Annotated in this window: 19 protein-coding genes; 17 read left to right on the top strand and 2 right to left on the bottom strand. The window is 45.4% G+C overall.

Features of this window, described 5'->3' with window-relative positions; genetic code table 11:
- The first annotated feature begins 7 nt into the window (after positions 1–7).
- The 12 genes from nagZ (at position 8) to WH96_RS07370 (ending at position 10,344) form a co-directional block, all read left to right on the top strand.
- Entirely contained in the window at positions 8–1,024 is a 1,017-nt protein-coding gene (nagZ, locus tag WH96_RS07425; protein ID WP_047763524.1) for a beta-N-acetylhexosaminidase, read from the top strand.
- Between the two features lie 72 nt (positions 1,025–1,096).
- Entirely contained in the window at positions 1,097–1,789 is a 693-nt protein-coding gene (locus tag WH96_RS07420) for a site-2 protease family protein (RefSeq protein ID WP_047763613.1), read from the top strand.
- A gap of 16 nt (positions 1,790–1,805) precedes the next feature.
- Positions 1,806–2,609, top strand: coding sequence for a segregation and condensation protein A (locus WH96_RS07415; RefSeq protein WP_047763523.1), 804 nt, complete (start codon positions 1,806–1,808; stop codon positions 2,607–2,609).
- 49 nt (positions 2,610–2,658) lie between these two features.
- The gene (gene scpB / locus WH96_RS07410; RefSeq protein ID WP_047763522.1) at positions 2,659–3,351 is read left to right on the top strand and encodes an SMC-Scp complex subunit ScpB; all 693 of its coding nucleotides are present in this window, start codon (positions 2,659–2,661) and stop codon (positions 3,349–3,351) included.
- Positions 3,352–3,485: 134 nt separating this feature from the next.
- Positions 3,486–4,547, top strand: a complete 1,062-nt coding sequence (locus WH96_RS07405; RefSeq protein ID WP_047763521.1) for an ABC transporter ATP-binding protein — start codon at positions 3,486–3,488, stop codon at positions 4,545–4,547.
- A gap of 115 nt (positions 4,548–4,662) precedes the next feature.
- Complete coding sequence (locus tag WH96_RS07400; RefSeq protein WP_046505231.1) at positions 4,663–4,872, top strand: twin-arginine translocase TatA/TatE family subunit; 210 nt, start codon at positions 4,663–4,665, stop codon at positions 4,870–4,872.
- Positions 4,873–4,941: 69 nt separating this feature from the next.
- Positions 4,942–5,415 carry a Sec-independent protein translocase protein TatB gene (gene tatB, locus WH96_RS21270; RefSeq protein ID WP_053005758.1) on the top strand — a complete coding sequence of 158 codons (474 nt, stop codon included), beginning with the start codon at positions 4,942–4,944 and terminating at the stop codon, positions 5,413–5,415.
- 3 nt (positions 5,416–5,418) lie between these two features.
- Positions 5,419–6,243 (top strand): twin-arginine translocase subunit TatC, encoded by an 825-nt coding sequence (gene tatC / locus WH96_RS07390; protein ID WP_047763520.1) that lies wholly within the window; start codon positions 5,419–5,421, stop codon positions 6,241–6,243.
- Positions 6,244–6,391: 148 nt separating this feature from the next.
- Entirely contained in the window at positions 6,392–7,669 is a 1,278-nt protein-coding gene (gene serS, locus WH96_RS07385) for a serine--tRNA ligase (protein ID WP_047763519.1), read from the top strand.
- The gene (gene surE, locus WH96_RS07380) at positions 7,662–8,450 is read left to right on the top strand and encodes a 5'/3'-nucleotidase SurE (protein ID WP_047763518.1); all 789 of its coding nucleotides are present in this window, start codon (positions 7,662–7,664) and stop codon (positions 8,448–8,450) included. The genes serS and surE overlap by 8 nt, the downstream gene beginning before the upstream one ends.
- Entirely contained in the window at positions 8,447–9,088 is a 642-nt protein-coding gene (locus WH96_RS07375; RefSeq protein WP_047763517.1) for a protein-L-isoaspartate(D-aspartate) O-methyltransferase, read from the top strand. The genes surE and WH96_RS07375 overlap by 4 nt, the downstream gene beginning before the upstream one ends.
- A 47-nt stretch (positions 9,089–9,135) precedes the next feature.
- Positions 9,136–10,344, top strand: a complete 1,209-nt coding sequence (locus tag WH96_RS07370) for a M23 family metallopeptidase (protein WP_053005757.1) — start codon at positions 9,136–9,138, stop codon at positions 10,342–10,344.
- A gap of 70 nt (positions 10,345–10,414) precedes the next feature.
- Here the strand turns inward: WH96_RS07370 and WH96_RS07365 are convergent, their stop codons facing one another.
- On the bottom strand, positions 10,415–11,287 hold the full coding sequence (locus tag WH96_RS07365) for an ATP-binding protein (protein ID WP_047763516.1): 873 nt from the start codon (positions 11,285–11,287) through the stop codon (positions 10,415–10,417).
- Between the two features lie 211 nt (positions 11,288–11,498).
- Between WH96_RS07365 and yajC the strand changes: the two genes are divergently transcribed.
- From yajC to WH96_RS07340, 5 genes are all read left to right on the top strand, one after another.
- A complete protein-coding gene (gene yajC / locus WH96_RS07360; RefSeq protein WP_047763515.1) occupies positions 11,499–11,876 on the top strand; it encodes a preprotein translocase subunit YajC in 378 nt (125 codons plus the stop codon).
- Between the two features lie 126 nt (positions 11,877–12,002).
- The gene (secD, locus tag WH96_RS07355) at positions 12,003–13,571 is read left to right on the top strand and encodes a protein translocase subunit SecD (protein ID WP_047763514.1); all 1,569 of its coding nucleotides are present in this window, start codon (positions 12,003–12,005) and stop codon (positions 13,569–13,571) included.
- A 15-nt stretch (positions 13,572–13,586) separates the two neighbouring features.
- Complete coding sequence (gene secF, locus WH96_RS07350; RefSeq protein ID WP_047763513.1) at positions 13,587–14,564, top strand: protein translocase subunit SecF; 978 nt, start codon at positions 13,587–13,589, stop codon at positions 14,562–14,564.
- 12 nt (positions 14,565–14,576) lie between these two features.
- Complete coding sequence (locus WH96_RS07345) at positions 14,577–14,954, top strand: Mth938-like domain-containing protein (RefSeq protein ID WP_047763512.1); 378 nt, start codon at positions 14,577–14,579, stop codon at positions 14,952–14,954.
- A 23-nt stretch (positions 14,955–14,977) separates the two neighbouring features.
- Positions 14,978–15,847 (top strand): phytoene/squalene synthase family protein, encoded by an 870-nt coding sequence (locus WH96_RS07340; RefSeq protein ID WP_047763511.1) that lies wholly within the window; start codon positions 14,978–14,980, stop codon positions 15,845–15,847.
- Positions 15,848–15,903: 56 nt separating this feature from the next.
- Here WH96_RS07340 and trmFO read toward each other — a convergent pair whose 3' ends face one another.
- The gene (trmFO, locus tag WH96_RS07335; protein WP_047763610.1) at positions 15,904–17,265 is read right to left on the bottom strand and encodes a methylenetetrahydrofolate--tRNA-(uracil(54)-C(5))-methyltransferase (FADH(2)-oxidizing) TrmFO; all 1,362 of its coding nucleotides are present in this window, start codon (positions 17,263–17,265) and stop codon (positions 15,904–15,906) included.
- Between the last annotated feature and the right edge of the window lie 98 nt (positions 17,266–17,363).

Genomic DNA, 17,363 nt, shown 5'->3' with positions numbered 1-17,363 from the left:
TGAGGTCATGGGGGTGAATTCAGTTGTTTTTGGGTGCGAAGGGCATCGTTTAACCGGTTGGGAAAAAATTTTTTTTTCCGAGGTTAAGCCCTATGGTTATATTCTTTTTGCCCGAAACTGTGATACCCCTGATCAGATAAAGAACCTTACTTCCGAGCTAAAATCGCTTTCTGGTAATGATGACCTGCCTATTTTGATTGATCAAGAAGGTGGACGTGTTGCCCGATTACGGCCCCCTCATTGGCGCAAGACGCCGCCAGCAGCTATCTTTGGACAAATATTTGATCAGGATCAGGAGAAGGCTCTAAAGGCCACTTATCTCAATGCGTGCTTGATCGCTTACGAGCTTAGAGAGCTTGGTGTAACGGCAGACTGTGCACCCGTATTGGATCTGACAATACCGGGCGCACATGAAATTGTCGGAGATCGGTCTTATGGCGCGACACCAGAGAAAGTAGCAACCATTGGGGCCAAGGTTGTCGAGGGCTTCCTGCACAGTGGTATTATGCCTGTGGTCAAGCACTTGCCCGGACATGGTCGTGCGATGGTCGATAGCCACAAAGAATTGCCAAGAGTCGATACCTCACGGGATGAGCTTTCAAGTCATGATATCAAGGCTTTCAAGCTCTTGAATTCTGCCCCTTGGGGGATGACTGCACACGTTATCTACGAAGCGATTGATCCTGAACATATTGCCACAGTATCACCTAGGGTGATTAAGCAAGTTATCCGTGATGAAATCGGCTTTAGTGGTATTTTACTTTCAGATGATCTGTCCATGAAAGCTATGGTGGGCACCTATGAAGAACGTGCAAAGGCCGCGTTGTCTGCTGGCTGTGACTTGGCGCTGCATTGTAATGGAGATCAAGAAGAAATGATGTCCGTTGCTAAAGGTCTGCACGAAATTGACAGCGCTAAGGTTGCTCGATTGGATCTGGCTTGGAAGTTGCGCCAAGATAACCATATAGATTGGGATACAACACTCGGGGAACTTACTGAAATAATTTCTTCTTACTGGGTATAGCCACTAGACTGGCAATAACAATTGGTTCTGGATTTCAGGGCACTCATTTTAAAAACACAGGTCTTTTTCTTTATGGATATTAACGAGTTTCTCTTAGGTGCATCCGTATGGGTTTTGCCAGTACTGTTGGCTGTTACTCTCCATGAAGCTGCACATGCCTATGCTGCACGTCTTCTCGGTGATGATACTGCGTCAAAACTGGGACGTGTCAGCTTGAATCCTGCGAAACATATAGATCCGTTTGGCACGATACTGCTTCCAAGTATGTTGATATTTATTGGATCTCCTTTTGTTTTGGGATGGGCCAAGCCTGTGCCAGTTGTTTTTGGACGCTTAAACAATCCAAAAAGAGATATGATCTTTGTTGCGTTGGCAGGGCCTGCATCAAATATTCTTATCGCGCTGATCGCTGCGTTTGGCTTTGCTATATTTGGTTTGGTTCCTGATATAGCTAAGGATTGGGTTGGGCAAAACCTAGAAAATGCAATTACGATTAATTTGATGCTTGCTGTTTTCAATATGCTGCCTATACCGCCACTTGATGGCGGTCGCGTGTTAACTGGCCTCTTGCCAACGTCATTAGCTGTCCCGTTTTCTCGTTTGGAAAAATACGGTATGATTATCCTTATCGGTTTGATTTTTGTTCTCCCGATGATTGGTCGCCAAATTGGGGTAGATCTGAATTTAATCAGTTATGTGATAGTTAAATCCATTCATGCTATGCTTCCCTTCTTTCAGGCAATCGCAAATCTAAACATTACTTAGCTCTTTAAGGAAATCAGTGTCAGAAACACTTCCCTTTGAAGAAGATGACAGATCAGAACAGTCGAAAGGGCTAAAAGCCCTTCATCCGCTTGTTCTTGAACTGGATGGCTTTGAGGGACCTATTGACATTCTTTTACAGTTGGCGCGGGATCAAAAGGTTGATCTGACACAAATATCCATTCTTGAATTGGCCAATCAGTACATAGATTTTATTCAACAGGCTCATGAATTAAGGCTGGAACTGGCCGCGGATTACTTGGTCATGGCGGCGTGGCTTGCCTATTTGAAATCAAGATTACTTTTGCCGGAACCCGAAGGCGAAGAAGAACCTAGCGGTGCTGAGCTTGCTGCCGCGCTCAAGTTTCAATTGCGGCGTTTGCAAGCGATGCAGGATGCGGGCAAAACGTTGATGTCCAGGCCGCAGTTGGGAATTGATTTTTTTGCGCGAGGACTGCCGGAAAACACCGGGGTAATCCATAAAACAACTTATGATGTATCGCTTTTTGATTTGTTAAAATCCTATGCAAACAGTCAGGTACGGACTGAAGAAAAAAGCCTGCTCATAGAACAGATGGAACTCCATTCCGTGGATGAGGCGATCAAAAGGTTATCTGCTTTTCTGGGAACTATACCTGATTGGCGGGATCTTAGCCGTTTTCTACCTGTTAAAATGGGACAGGGTATTCTTGCCAGATCTGCAATCGTTTCTTTGTTCGCGGCCAGTTTGGAAATGTGTCGGGAAGGGCAAATCGACCTTAAACAAGATGAAGTTTATGGTCCGATCTATATTAAAGATGGCACGATAACGCGACGCGGATAGTCGGAAAAATCGTTGGATGAAGTTTGTATGGGAATGATAGGGGAGGCATATGGAAACACGCTTTGATGATCTTCGACTTTTGGAAGCGTTGCTTTTTGCATCGACAGAACCGCTATCCGTCGAACAACTTGCCAGACACTTCCAAAAAGACAGGGATTTGAAGCCGCTTTTGGAGGAATTAAAATCTTATTATGAAAACCGTGGCGTTAACCTTATTAAAGTTGAAGATAAATGGGCGTTCCGTACAGCGCCTGATATGGCGCCTTTGCTACGGGTTGAACAGAGCCAGTCGAAACAATTGACGCGGGCAGGTGTCGAGACACTGGCAATCATTGCGTATCACCAGCCAGTAACGCGGGCCGAAATTGAGGAGATCCGTGGTGTTAGTTTATCCAAAGGAACTTTGGATACGCTTTTGGAAATCGGTTGGGTCAAGCCAAAAGGTAGGCGGCGGACACCGGGACGTCCTGTGACTTGGGCAACCAGTCAGGATTTTTTGGATAACTTTGCGCTGGAAAGCCTGGATGATCTTCCTGGGTTTGATGAATTGAAAGTTGCTGGGTTACTTGACGCTAGACCTGCAATTACAGCCCTTGGCGATCATGGTGATCTATTATCGGTATCTGGCGACGGTGTTGATCTGGAAACAAGTAGCGATGAAGATAACGATGACTGCCTGAGCAGTGGGTTTGGTGAAGATTTGGCGAATGAAGAAAGTGAACAATCTTCACTTCCTGTATAAATATTCCCTGTAAAACAAAAAAATCAATCAACTTACTGCGACATTTTGGATTAAGATGCTAGTTGATATTGATTTTTAACTGCAGTTCTGCGAGGTTGCTGCAAAGATTGTATGCAAATTTAGACGGTTACTATATGTCGGCCCTCTGTTTAGAGAATGTTAGCCATAACTTTGGCACCCTAGCAGCAGTGAACAATGTTAATCTGGCGATTGATGCTGGGGAATTCGTTTGCCTGCTGGGACCGTCTGGGTGTGGTAAGACGACAATCTTACGATTGGCTGCGGGGCTGGAACCTCTCCAAGCTGGAAAAATCACAATGGGTAAAACCGTTGTCGCAAATGATAAAGCCGATTTACCGCCTGAAAAAAGAAGTGTTGGTCTGGTTTTTCAGGATTATGCTCTTTTCCCTCATTTAGATGTATCTAAAAACATTGAGTTTGGCCTAAAGCACCTTTCTGCTCAGGAACGAAAAGCACGAGTTCTAGAGACCTTGGAACAAGTCGGGATGGTGGATTATCTCCATTCTTATCCGCATACACTATCTGGTGGGCAACAACAACGGGTTGCCTTGGCCAGAGCAATCGCCCCGCGTCCCAAGCTTGTTTTATTGGACGAGCCTTTTTCCGGTCTGGATGTCAGGCTTAGAAATCAGGTGCGAGAAGAAACGCTCAGGGTTCTCAAAGAAAATAATATTGCAACTCTGATGGTAACCCACGATCCGGAAGAGGCTATGTTTATGGGGGACCGCGTTGCCATCATGAACAAGGGGCAGATTGTTCAATTTGCCCCTCCTAACGAGCTCTATAGTGATCCGGAAAATGCTTTTGTCGCGCATTTTTTTGGTGAAGTGAATGAGTTTAAAGGGATTTGTAATGACGGACACGTTGCTACACCCTTTGGTGCGCTTGAGGTTCCCAATCTTCGACATGGAACCGCCGTAGATGTGCTGGTGCGACATGAAGGCATTGTTCTGGGCGAAAAAGTGAATGGAACAGGTGTTGAGGCCAGTGTTCTGAAGTCGCGTATGCTTGGAAAATCAAACCTTGTAGATTTTAAGATTTCCAATGAGTTAGCAGATGATCTTTATGTGAAAGCTCGCTTGGATAGTCACACTATTCCAGTCGTGGGTAATGCCTGCGTTCTTGAATTGGACAAACGCTTGACCTTCGTCTTTTCTGCTAAGACACCTGATTGAAAAACACACCGTAGGCAAAACACTCTGCGCTCTAACGTATGAATCGTTGCTTGCGCCTTTTCTTTTTGCCATAGTCCCTTACAGATTAAAGGTAATTGTCTCTAAGGAGAGAGTAATGGGTGCGTTCAGCATTTGGCATTGGCTGATTGTTTTAGTTGTTGTTTTGGTTCTCTTTGGTGGAGGCGGAAAGCTCAGCAAGCTTATGGGCGATGCAGGTTCAGGCATTAAAGCCTTTAAAAAGGGCCTCAAAGAAGAGAATAAAGACACAGCTGCTTCTGATCAGGAAGAAAGCAAAACAATCTCTGAAGACAAAGATAAAGCATAAGTCAGTTCTTATTCAGGACTGGGTTTGATTTATATTCAGGGATCCGTAATTCCTAGGGAGCAGTAGCCAATGTTCGACATCGGTTGGTCGGAAATGATGGTCGTTGCAGTTCTTACCCTTTTGATCATGGGGCCTAAAGAGCTGCCAAATACCCTTCGTACTGTCTCTAAATGGGTACGTAAGGCAAAGGGACTTGCCCGGGAATTCCAATCCGGTGTTGATGAGGTTATTCGTGAATCTGATCTTCAGGACGCGCGAAAAGCGCTGGAAGGGGCCAATAGCGAATCAATTCGTAAGACGGTTGAAGATGTTATTGATCCCACACAGGCGCTGACCAAAACATCGCAGGAAGTCAAAGATGGGGTCGAAGCGATAACAAAAGAAGACAAAGAGGATCATAATCCCTTTGCTTCTGTTCAAAAGCCGCTTGCGGATACGCCTTCGACAACAACAGAATCTGTAAGTGCCCCAAAGAGTGTCCCTGAAAAGGTTCAATCTGAGGCCGTTCAGGTAGATAATACAACTTCTTCAAAAAGCAGCTAAGCAGTGAGTGATACAACCGAAGAACAGAAGATGCCATTACTGGAGCATCTGATTGAACTTAGAAGGCGACTATTGTGGAGTGTTGTTACTCTGTTGGTCGCTTTTTTGGCCTGCTTCGCTTTTGCCGAACAGCTTTTTGAATACCTCGCGGCCCCTTTGGCTGATGTAATGCGAGAAAACGCGGTCAGTGAACGTCAGCAGAGGTTGATTTTTACTGATCTTACAGAAGTCTTTTTCACCTATGTGAAAGTGGCTTTCTTCTTTGGGGCTTTTATCAGCTGTCCAATCTTCCTGTCACAGATCTGGTTGTTTGTTGCCCCAGGCCTTTACAAAAACGAAAAGTCAGCCTTTGCGCCGTTCTTGATTGCGTCACCAATCTTGTTTTTTATCGGTGGAGCTTTGGTTTACTTTGTCATCTTCCCACTTGCTGCAGAATTTTTCCTCGCGTTTCAGGTTGAAGGTACAGAAAACTCCATTGCTATTGAGTTAGAAGCCAAGGTTAACGAATACTTCTCACTGATGATGAAGTTGATTTTTGCTTTTGGTCTCTGTTTTCAGCTACCTGTTTTGATGACACTCTTGGCAAAGGTTGGTATTGCATCGTCCAAAGGGATGGCTGAAAAGCGTAAATATGCGATTGTTGGTGTCTTTATCGTTGCGGCAATCTTTACGCCGCCGGACCCATTGAGTCAGTTGGCATTGGCTATTCCGATTGTACTTCTCTACGAAGTGTCGATCTTTATGGCCAAAATGGTGGAACGCAAACGCGCCGCAGAAGAAAATGCAGATTCGGAAAATGCAGATTCGACGGACGTGACGTCTGACTAAGTTTCTCCGCTAACAATGTTTCTAATCCGGGATCGTTTAAGGCCCTTAACATCGAGATTTTGCTTATTTCAGAGTTGACTATACCCTGTTGATAAGCACATCGTTTTAATTGAATTTTGTCTCTCTCAGTACAAGGACAGAGATACCTATGTATGACCTAAAGTTGATCCGCGAAACCCCTGAAGTTTTTGACGAGGGGCTTAAGCGCCGTAATATGGAACTAATGTCTGCTCAAATTCTAGAGCTAGACAAACAGCATCGCGCGTTACAGGCAGAGTTGCAAGATATGCAAGCGCGCCGTAATGAAGCATCAAAACAGATTGGTATTGCGAAACGCAATGGCGAAGATGCTTCGGATCTAATGGCTGAGGTTGCAGGCATCAAAGAAGGCATGTCTGAAAAAGAGACGGTCGAATCAGATCTGGGAAACCAGATTAAAACGATCCTGGCTGGTATTCCCAACCGTCCTAAAGATGACATACCAGTTGGTGAAGATGAGAACGATAATGTTCTTGTGCGCACTGTTGGTGACAAGCCTGAACTGAGCTTTGACGCAAAACAGCATTTTGAATTGGGCGAAGAATCTGGCGAAATGGATTTTGAACTGGCAGCTAAGCTTTCAGGATCGAGATTTGTTGTTCTCAAAGGAAGTGTGGCCCGTCTTTACCGTGCTTTGTCACAGTTTATGATTGATCTGCACATAGATGAACACGGCTATACAGAAGTAATTCCGCCGGTTCTCGTGCGCGATCATGTAATGTACGGTACAAGCCAGCTACCTAAATTCGCAGAAGACTCTTTCAGAACTGAAAATGGCTTTTGGCTTATTCCTACAGCCGAAGTTCCGTTGACAAATACGGTTGCTGGCGAAATCCTCAAGGAAGACGAGTTACCAAAGCGCATGACTGCTTTGACGCCTTGTTTCCGTTCGGAAGCTGGCTCTGCGGGACGTGATACGCGCGGTATGCTTCGTCAACACCAGTTTGATAAGGTAGAGATGGTTTCTGTTGTTCATCCGGATAAATCCGATGATGAACTGGAACGTATGACAAGCTGTGCAGAAGACGTTTTGAAAAAACTCGGGCTGCATTATCGCGTTGTTGTTCTTTGTACGGGTGATATGGGGTTTGGTGCGCGTAAAACCTATGATATCGAGGTTTGGTTGCCCGGTCAGGATGCGTATCGCGAAATTTCCAGCTGTTCTACTTGTGGTGATTTCCAGGCACGCCGGATGAACGGACGTTTCAGATCTACGGAAACGAAGAAGCCTGCTTTTGTGCATACCTTGAATGGCTCTGGTGTTGCTGTTGGACGTTGTTTGATTGCGGTTATGGAAAACTATCAGCAAGCTGATGGCTCTATTATTGTTCCCGAGGTGCTCAGACCATATATGGGGGGTAAAGAAAGTATCCTCCTGAATGACTAAGACCTTACAGAATCTTGGCAACGCGCGGATACTGTTATCAAATGATGACGGTATCCACGCCAAAGGTTTATCTGTTCTAGAGGAAATAGCCCACCAATTATCCGATGATGTCTGGATAGTTGCGCCTGAATCTGAACAATCGGCGACCAGCCATTCACTGACGCTGCGCCGTCCTTTGCGGGAACGCAAGCTTGATGACAAACGCTATTCCATTGATGGTACACCAACAGACTGTGTTCTGATGGCCATGAAATACCTGATGGCTGATCAGGTGCCTGACATTGTGCTGTCAGGTGTAAATGTAGGGGCGAATCTTGGGGAAGATGTTATCTATTCAGGCACTGTGGCAGCAGCTATGGAAGGCGCAATTCTTGGTGCAAGATCCATTGCCCTTAGCTTAAGGCCCGACGATCAGGACGAAAGCCTGTTCCATTGGGATACTGTTGCCAAATTTGGTCCGGAAGTTATCACAAAACTTGCGACGTGGGACGAACCTGGAAACTTGCTGTTCAATGTGAATTTCCCAGGGATTCCCGTTGAGAAAGTCAAAGGTATTAAGGTTTGTGCTCAGGGGCATCGCGACGAAGGAACAACGGTCGTGGAAGGAAATGATCCCAGCGGTCGACCTTATTTGTGGGTTGGACAATTTGTCAGCCATCACACATCTGTTCCCAATGCGGATCTGACGGCAATTGCCGAAGGATATATTACGATCACGCCGTTAAAGTATGATCTGACCGATAAAGAGCTGCTGATAAAAATGGGACCTTTGTTCCCATGAGTCTGGAAGCACGCAAAATCAGACTAATTATGGAATTAAGGCGCGGCGGTATTTCTGATACAGGTGTTTTGTCTGCGATTGAACGTATTCCAAGAGAAGCATTTGTCCCGGGACCTTTTCAAGATCAATCCTATGAAAACATGGCGCTCCCAATTGGCAGGGGGCAAACACTGAGCCAGCCGCAGGTTGTTGCGATGATGACCCAGGCGCTTTCAGTGACCAAAAGAATGAAAGTGCTTGAGGTTGGCACAGGGTCAGGATATCAGGCTTCGATTCTTTCGCGGCTATGTCGGCGGGTCTATACAATAGAACGATATCGAGAGCTTTTGAGCGAGGCTGAAGAGCGTTTTACAAATCTGCGTCTTCACAATGTGACCACAAAGTTGGGGGATGGTTACAAGGGGTGGAAGGAACAAGCACCGTTTGAGCGCATAATTATCACAGCTGCACCAAAGGAAATTCCGGAAGCTTTGCTTGAGCAACTGGCAATTGGTGGTATTCTTGTTTTACCGTTGGGTTCACAGGGGAATAATCAGGAATTAATCAGGATTACGCGGACCGAAAACGGATTTGATCAAGAAAACCTTGGCGGGGTTCGTTTTGTTCCTCTTGTTCACGGGATGCCAAAAAATAACTGATTGGCTTTGACGATTTGTAGTACAGGAATACGCTCGTAACTAATTTGATGTTTAATCGGACCAGCCTACCAACTCTAAAACTAGTCTTTTTACTGTTATGCGCAGGGCTGAACGGGTGCACGATCAATCCATCGTCCTTTCCGACAACGACAAAAAAAACGACGACAACCCAAACCGTTTATAATTATCCATCTTCTATCTTGCCAAAGAGGAAACCAACACCCCCACCGCGCCCTTCAAGCGCGGGGCAAACAACTGGTCGGGTTGCTGGTGTTGCCATTCCAGCGTTGCTTCCTGAAAATATCCCGTTGCCAAAAAGAAACCCAAGAAGGCAGGGCAGGAAAAGCAATACAGCGACAGTTACTCTGCAACAAGCGAGAGTTGCTCCGCAGTCTTCGAGTAACTTGGCACAGGTTTCAACTACCGAGTACACTGTAAACCGTGGTGATACGGTCTATTCCATTGCCCGTAAAAGGCGGGTATCTATTCGCGAACTTATTATCCTGAACAGGCTTTCCCCGCCGTATAAGTTATTGGTTGGGCAGAATATCAAGTTACCAGTTTCGAAAGAACATGTGGTGATTGCCGGGGATACACTCTACAGCATATCCCGTCGCTATGGTGTTGAAACCACGGCATTGGTAAAATTGAATAAAATTAATCCACCCTATGCACTCTATATCGGGCAACGTTTGAACTTACCTGCGTTACGGCAGAATAATGCCGTTCGTTCAGCAAGCGTTACTCCTGCGACAAACAGGCCGAATATTGCTGCTAAAAATGCTCAGAAATTACCGGTAAAAACACCAACTCGCAGCGTTATTCCAGTCAGCCCGAAGAACTTTACCGGGCCTGTTCCAAAACCCTTGCCACGTTCATTCAGTAATTTCTTACGGCCAGTAAAGGGGAAGGTGATCTCTTCCTTTGGCGCAAAGGAAGGCGGAATACACAATGATGGTATCAACATTGCCGCGCGCAGGGGGACACCTGTGAAAGCTGCTGAAAACGGTGTTGTTGTTTATGCCGGGAGCGAACTAAAAGGCTTTGGGCAAATGTTGTTGATCAAACACTCTGATGGATGGGTGACAGCCTATGCCCATACAGATCAACTCTTGGTTGGCCGTGGCCAACGGGTGAAGAGGGGGCAGAATATTGCCAAGGTGGGCAGTACCGGGAATGTTTCCAAACCCCAACTTCATTTTGAAATTCGCAAAGGATCAGAAGCCGTTAATCCAAAGAAATTACTAACAAACTAGCTTGCGGGTAATTTTTTAAGTATCACTTATAAAGAACGGTGCCTGTTATAAAGAACGGTGTTTGTGAGGCTTATGGAATCTTGATAGACATCCGTCCGGCGAGATCTTGAATAAATTGCCATGCAACACGACCAGAACGTGATCCACGAGTAACAGACCATTCACGAGCTTCGGCATGTAGGGCGTCACGATCAATTTTAATATCGTATTTTTCCACGTAACCTTCGATCATGGCAAAGAAGGTATCCTGATCACAGTTATGGAAACCAAGCCACAAGCCAAAACGATCAGACAGGCTGACATTCTCTTCTGTTGCTTCAGAAGTATGGATTGCCGATGACCTTTCATTTTCGATCATATCACGCGCCATTAGATGCCGACGGTTTGATGTTGCATAAAAAAGTACGTTCTTCGGGCGACCTTCAATGCCACCTTCAAGAACAGCCTTGAGTGATTTGTAGGTATCGTCTTGAGTGTCAAAGCTCAGGTCATCACAGAAGAGGATGCAAGGGCGTTCGGAGGTCTTTAGAACTTTTAAAAGCCGAGGAAGGGAAGGGATATCTTCACGATGAATTTCAACAAGTGTTACTTTGTTAAATTTATTCTCTTTTGCGAGTGAATTCACCTTGTCATGTACGGCTTTGACAATCGAACTTTTCCCGGTACCTCTTGCACCCCATAACAAGGCATTGTTTGCAGGATACCCCTCGACAAAACGCAGGGTGTTGTTCAAAAGTGATTCTCTTTGGCGATCAATTCCTTTGAGAAGGTCAAAATCAACCCGATTCACCTCTTCAACGGCTTCCAGTACATCAGGATCAGTCTGCCATACATAGGCATCTGCCTGGGAAAGATCTGGTACATTTTGCGCTTGTGGTGATAGTTTTTCCAGTGCCGAAGCAATACGTTCCAATACAGGGTATAAGTCTTTAAAATCAGTCATTTATCTAGCTCCGGCGCAAAGCCTGTCAATCAATCATTTGGCGAACCCTAACGGGCGTGCCCAAGTCAGTCAAATCCTCTGTCATTCCGTGATGCTTTCTTTGTTTTTCTGTTCGTTTGCATTTCCGGACCAGACAGTTATAGTCCGCGAGTAATTTTTTTTGGGGGTTGCTTGGCAACCGATTCCAAGTTCTTTTGTTCTGGAGAGATTAATGTTGATTTCCACAGCCTATGCTCAGGCAGCTGGTGGCGCTGGTTCGCCAAATGAATTGTTTGCGACACTGTTTCCACTCGTTTTGATCTTTGCGGTATTTTACTTCCTGATCATTCGCCCGCAAAGCAAGAAGATGAAACAGCAAAAAGCGATGATCGAAGCTATTCGTCGCGGCGACAAAGTTGTTACTGCTGGTGGTGTTATCGGTACCGTTGCAAAAGTTAAAGACGGTGGCGAAGTTCAGCTGGATATTGCTGAAAACGTTCGTATCACTGTTATTCAGAGCACGATTGCCAGCGTTGTCAGCAAGACGGAACCTGCTGATAAGTCGGCTAACGATGACAAAGATAAAAAAGACAAAAAATCTAAAGATTGATTTCTTTTGTACTTTCCGTTTAGAGGAAAGTTTTTAGAAAAGCATCTTTAGAGGTGGTTTTTACCTGCTCTGGCCCTATATCCAGAGCAGGTTTATTTCATATATTAACAGATAATACGGCCCGTTATGGTTCAGTTTTCCAAGTGGCAGATTTTTGCAGTTATTGGTGTTCTTGTTCTCGGTATTTTTTATGCCATGCCGAACTTGTTCAAAGAACAAACTCTTGAAACGTTCCCTGATTGGGTCGCGAGTGATCAGATTAACCTGGGGTTAGATCTCCAAGGTGGATCTTACCTATTGCTTGAAGTTGATCTGGAAGCTGTTGAAGAAGAGCAGCTTACCAATCTGGTTGAAGGTATTCGGGTAAATCTGCGTACTGATCGCATTGGCTACCAAAACCTTCGGGTTGAGGGTAAAGCGGCAACATTTACGCTTCGTGACGCAAGTGAAGAAATGGTTTCCCGTGTACGCCAGATGATCTTTGAAAATAATCCGGGGCTTTTGATTTCGACCGATGGCGCCAAGGTTATTTCTGAATACAGCGATTTAGTCCTACGTGAGCGTCGGATTGCTGTGATCAACCAATCTATTGAAGTTTTACGCAAAAGATTGGATGAAACAGGGACAAAGGAAATCAGCCTGCAAAGACAGGGGGAAAGCCGTATCCTTATTCAGGTGCCGGGGGTTAAAGATCCAGATGAAATTAAACGTCTGATCGGTAAAACCGCAAAGTTGACATTCCATTTGGTTGATCAAAACGCCGATCCTTATTCAGGAAAAGCGCCTGTCGGATCGCAGATTATGTTGTCGCAGGAAACTCAGGCTAGTGGTCAGCCACAACGCTATGTGATCAAAAAGCGGGTTATGGTGAGTGGTGAGAATCTGATCGATGCGCAGTCAACTTTTCAAGATGCTCAACCTGTTATTTCATTTACATTCGATACGACTGGCGCACAAAGATTTGCACGAGTAACACAGGAAAATGTTAATCGTCCTTTCGCCATTGTTCTGGATGGTAAAGTTATTTCGGCTCCAGTTATCAGGTCTCCAATTTTAACGGGTAATGGTATTATTTCGGGCAACTTTACGCCGCAATCTGCAGAAGAACTTGCTGTTCTACTCAGAGCTGGTGCGTTACCTGCACCGCTTGATATTCTAGAAGAACGCACCGTCGGTGCCGGGCTTGGTGAAGATTCTGTCAATGCAGGTAAGGTTGCTAGTATCATCGGTTTAGTGCTGGTGCTGATCTTTATGGGATCTTCCTACGGCTTATTTGGCATCATGGCGAACTTTGCATTGGTCGCGAACCTGATACTTATTGTTGCCGTACTCTCGCTTTTTCAGGCAACACTTACTTTACCAGGGATTGCCGGGATCGTTCTGACGATCGGTATGGCTGTGGATGCAAATGTTCTTATTTTTGAACGCATTCGCGAAGAAATACGAAACGGCCGTGGGCCGGTTATGGCGGTTGATGCTGGTTATAAACGTGCGATAGCAACGATTTTGGATTCAAACATTACAACGCTTATTGCGGCTGTTTTATTGTTCCAGTTCGGTACAGGACCCATCAAAGGTTTTGCCGTAACACTGACCATTGGAATTATTACATCTATGTTCACAGCGATTATGTTTACACGATTGCTTATTGTTACTTGGTTGCGCCGTCGCCGACCGCAGTCACTTGGTATATAAGGGGAGGCTGAAATCATGGCGTTAATTAAAAAGCTTCCGACAGATCCTAACATCAACTTTATGGGCAAAAGAAAGCTATTCATGGCTTTCTCTGTACTCATGATTGCATTGTCGTTGGTGTTAGTCGCGACCCGTGGATTGAACTTTGGGGTGGATTTCCGTGGCGGTATTCTGATTGAAATCAGAACATCGGAACCTGCTGACTTGTCTTCCTTAAGATCCCGTATCGGATCACTTGGTCTGGGCGAAATTAGTCTTCAGGAATTCGGAGCACCAACAGATGTTCTGATCAACATCCAAAAGCAGGATGGTGATGAAAAAGAACAGATGAAAGCCATTCAATTGGTCAAGGATGAGCTGGGCAGCGCCGTTGAAGAGTATCGCCGTGTCGAGTTTGTTGGTCCAAAGGTTGGTGCAGAACTCAAAGAAGACGGAGCACTGGCAACGCTTTTTGCCTTGCTGGGTATCGCTTTCTACATCTGGTTCCGGTTCGAGTGGCAGTTCTCGGTCGCTGCGTTGATGGCATTGACACACGATATTATCACGACAATCGGTTTCTTTGCTCTGACCCAGTACGAATTCAATCTGGCGACACTGGCCGCTGTATTGACGATTGCGGGGTATTCCATCAACGATACGGTTGTTATTTTTGATCGGGTACGCGATGAATTGCGCCGTTATAAAAAGATGGAAGTTATCGACGTACTGAACATGTCGATTAACAGAACGCTTTCCCGGACGATCCTGACATCTGTTACGACACTTCTTGCTCTTATCGCTCTCTTTGTGTTTGGTGGCGAAGTTATCAGAGGTTTGAGCCTTGGTCTTATCTGGGGTGTTACTATTGGTACCTATTCTTCTGTCGGACTTGCCGTTCCGTTACTCTTTGCTACAAACGTCAGACCTTCTATTCCTGAAGAAGAGGAAGAAGGACTTGTGGATGAGAATGGTCAGAAGATTGAACTCGTTCAGGAAAACGACAAAGCCAGTTAGGAGTTAACCTTCATGGAAGTATCGCTTAAAATTCCAGAAGGAAAACAGGTTATTGAAAAATATGGTAATGGTCGGTTCATGGTGTCTGACTATTACCATGAAGGTTCTATTCTGGTACTGCCAGATTTGACAGAATCCTGGTCCGTTCAGAACTTCTCCGATATGTCTTTGGAAACTCTCAATCCGCTGGTCGAAAAAGCAAATGAGATTGAGGTGTTGATTATTGGGTGCGGTACCAAAGGTGAATTTATCACGCCGACTTTCCGGAATAGTCTGAAGGGAAAAGGGCTGGTTGTGGATGCGATGGATACAGGTGCTGCCTGTCGTACCTATAATGTACTTCTTTCTGAAGGGCGTAATGTTGCCGCTGCTTTGATTGCAGTTGAGTAAAATTTTCCGCGGGCACGAACCACATGTCGAATGATACTGGCCTTTCCTATTGCGGTGGAGACATTAAGAAGAACGATTATGATCGTTACCTGACCTGTCTTTTTGCAAAAGATAGGGCGCGGGAAAATCTCTTTGCCCTTTATGCCTTCAATCAGGAAGTAGCTAAAACAGCCGAGGTCGTCAGTGAGCCCTTAACTGGAATGATAAGGTTGCAATGGTGGCGTGAAGCGATTGAAGGTATTTTCGAAGGTAACCCACGTAAACATCTGGTTGTTGAAGCATTAGCAAAGGCTGTCAAAGATCACGGACTGCAGCGTGAAAAACTTGATGAGTTTATTAATGCCAGAGAGTTTGATCTTGAAGATGCTGTCCCGCAAAACCTTGATGCTCTTGAGGGATATGTGGTGAGAACGTCTTCTGCTCTATTGAGTTTGGCAACCGATATTACGTATGACAAAGAAAATGCGGATGAAAGCGCCACAGAAGCATTAGGGCAGGCTTGCCAATCTATGGGGCTGGCTTGGGGAATACTTGGTATTATTCGGGCAACGCCTTTTTATGCTGCGAAAAAAAGAGTTTATTTGCCTCAAGATCTTATGAACCAGTATGGGCTTAACACTTCAACACTTTTCGAGTTGAAATCATCACCGGAGTTGTGTTTGATTTCTAAGGCCTTGACTGAGCAGATCAAAATACACTTGAGCAGGGCGCGAAGTTTTTCGGATAACATACCCAAATTGGCTAAATCCCCTTTGTTACTTGGTGCTTTGGCTGATCAGTATGTCAAAAGGCTTGAGAGCAATAGTTACGATCCTTTTGATGCCGTACTCCATCATCCCAAAGCTTCTACGACATGGAAGCTTATGTGGGCCAATATTTGTTCTCGGTATTAAATAAAAAGGTCGCCCACTGGAGCGACCTTTTAAACTGAGTAACCGGTTTCCCAATATTATTGGTTTTCGTCCAGCCACGTTTTCAAATCTTCGAGCGCTCGTTTTGAATAGAGTGGTTTACGATCTTTTTTCTTAAGCTTTTTACCCGGTCCTTTCGGGATATTCGGGAAAATACCAAAGTTTACATTCATAGGCTGGAATGTTTTTGCATCTGCGCCGCCTGTGACGTGATTGATCAGCGCGCCGTGTGCAGTGGTAATCGGGGGCGCAGGTAGATCTTTGCCTAAACGTTCCGCTGCTGCAAAACGTCCGGCCATCAGGCCTGACGCAGCTGATTCCACATATCCTTCAACACCTGTAATCTGTCCTGCAAACCTGAGACGAGGCATTGGCTTCATGCGAAGCGAATGATCAAGCAACTTAGGTGATTTCAAGAAAGTGTTACGGTGAAGGCCGCCAAGACGGGCAAATTCAGCTTCTTCAAGGCCAGGAATTGCACGGATGATTTCCATTTGTGCGCCGTATTTCATTTTAGTCTGGAAGCCGACGATATTATAAATGGTGCCTAGTTTATTATCCTGACGGAGTTGAACTACAGCATAGGGCTCCTCATCACCGTGTGGGTTTGTCAAACCAACAGGCTTCATGGGACCAAAGCGCAACGTCTCGACACCTCGACTTGCCATAACTTCGATTGGTAAGCAGCCTTCGAAATAGGGAGTGTTCTCTTCCCATTCTTTGAAATCTGTTTTGTCGCTGTCTATCAATGCCTGAATAAAGGCTTCGTATTGTTCTTTATTCATTGGGCAGTTGATGTAGTCGGCACCGTCACCACCGGGGCCAACCTTGTCGTATCTGGACTGGAACCAGGCTTTGTCAAAGTTGATCGAATCTTTGTAAACAATCGGTGCAATAGCATCAAAAAATGCGAGGTATTCTTCCCCTGTGATAGAGGCAATGACTTCGCTCATGCTTTCTGATGTCAAAGGACCTGTGGCGACAATGACGGAATCCCATTCTTCTGGCGGAAGTGCTGAAACTTCTTCTCGCTTGATGGTTACAAGAGGGTGATCTTCCAATCGCTTGGTGACTTCATCAGAAAAATCGTTTCTGTCGACAGCCAGTGCACCGCCGGCAGGTACCATGTGCTTTGCTGCGCAGGACATGATGAGTGAGTCCATTCTGCGCATTTCTTCGTGCAACAGACCAACGGCATTATTCTCATAATCATCAGACCGGAAAGAATTGGAACAGACCAATTCGGCAAGGCCTTCGCCTTGATGAGCCTCTGTTTTCCGAACCGGACGCATTTCATGAAGTATTACGGGAACGCCAGCCTGTGCGATCTGCCAGGTTGCTTCCGTTCCGGCCATACCACCGCCAACGACATGGATCTCTTTTAGGTCACTCTTGCTCATGATTGTCTCTTTACTATTCATTGCGTCTGCAATAATAAAATTTTTTGTGTTATATCTACTAAAAAGCTGCTTTGCACCCATATGTTTTAAATAAATAT

It is taken from the genome of Kiloniella spongiae, assembly GCF_001026905.1.
GTDB classification, from domain to species: Bacteria; Pseudomonadota; Alphaproteobacteria; order Kiloniellales; family Kiloniellaceae; genus Kiloniella; species Kiloniella spongiae.
This window is presented reverse-complemented; position numbering and strand designations above follow the sequence as displayed.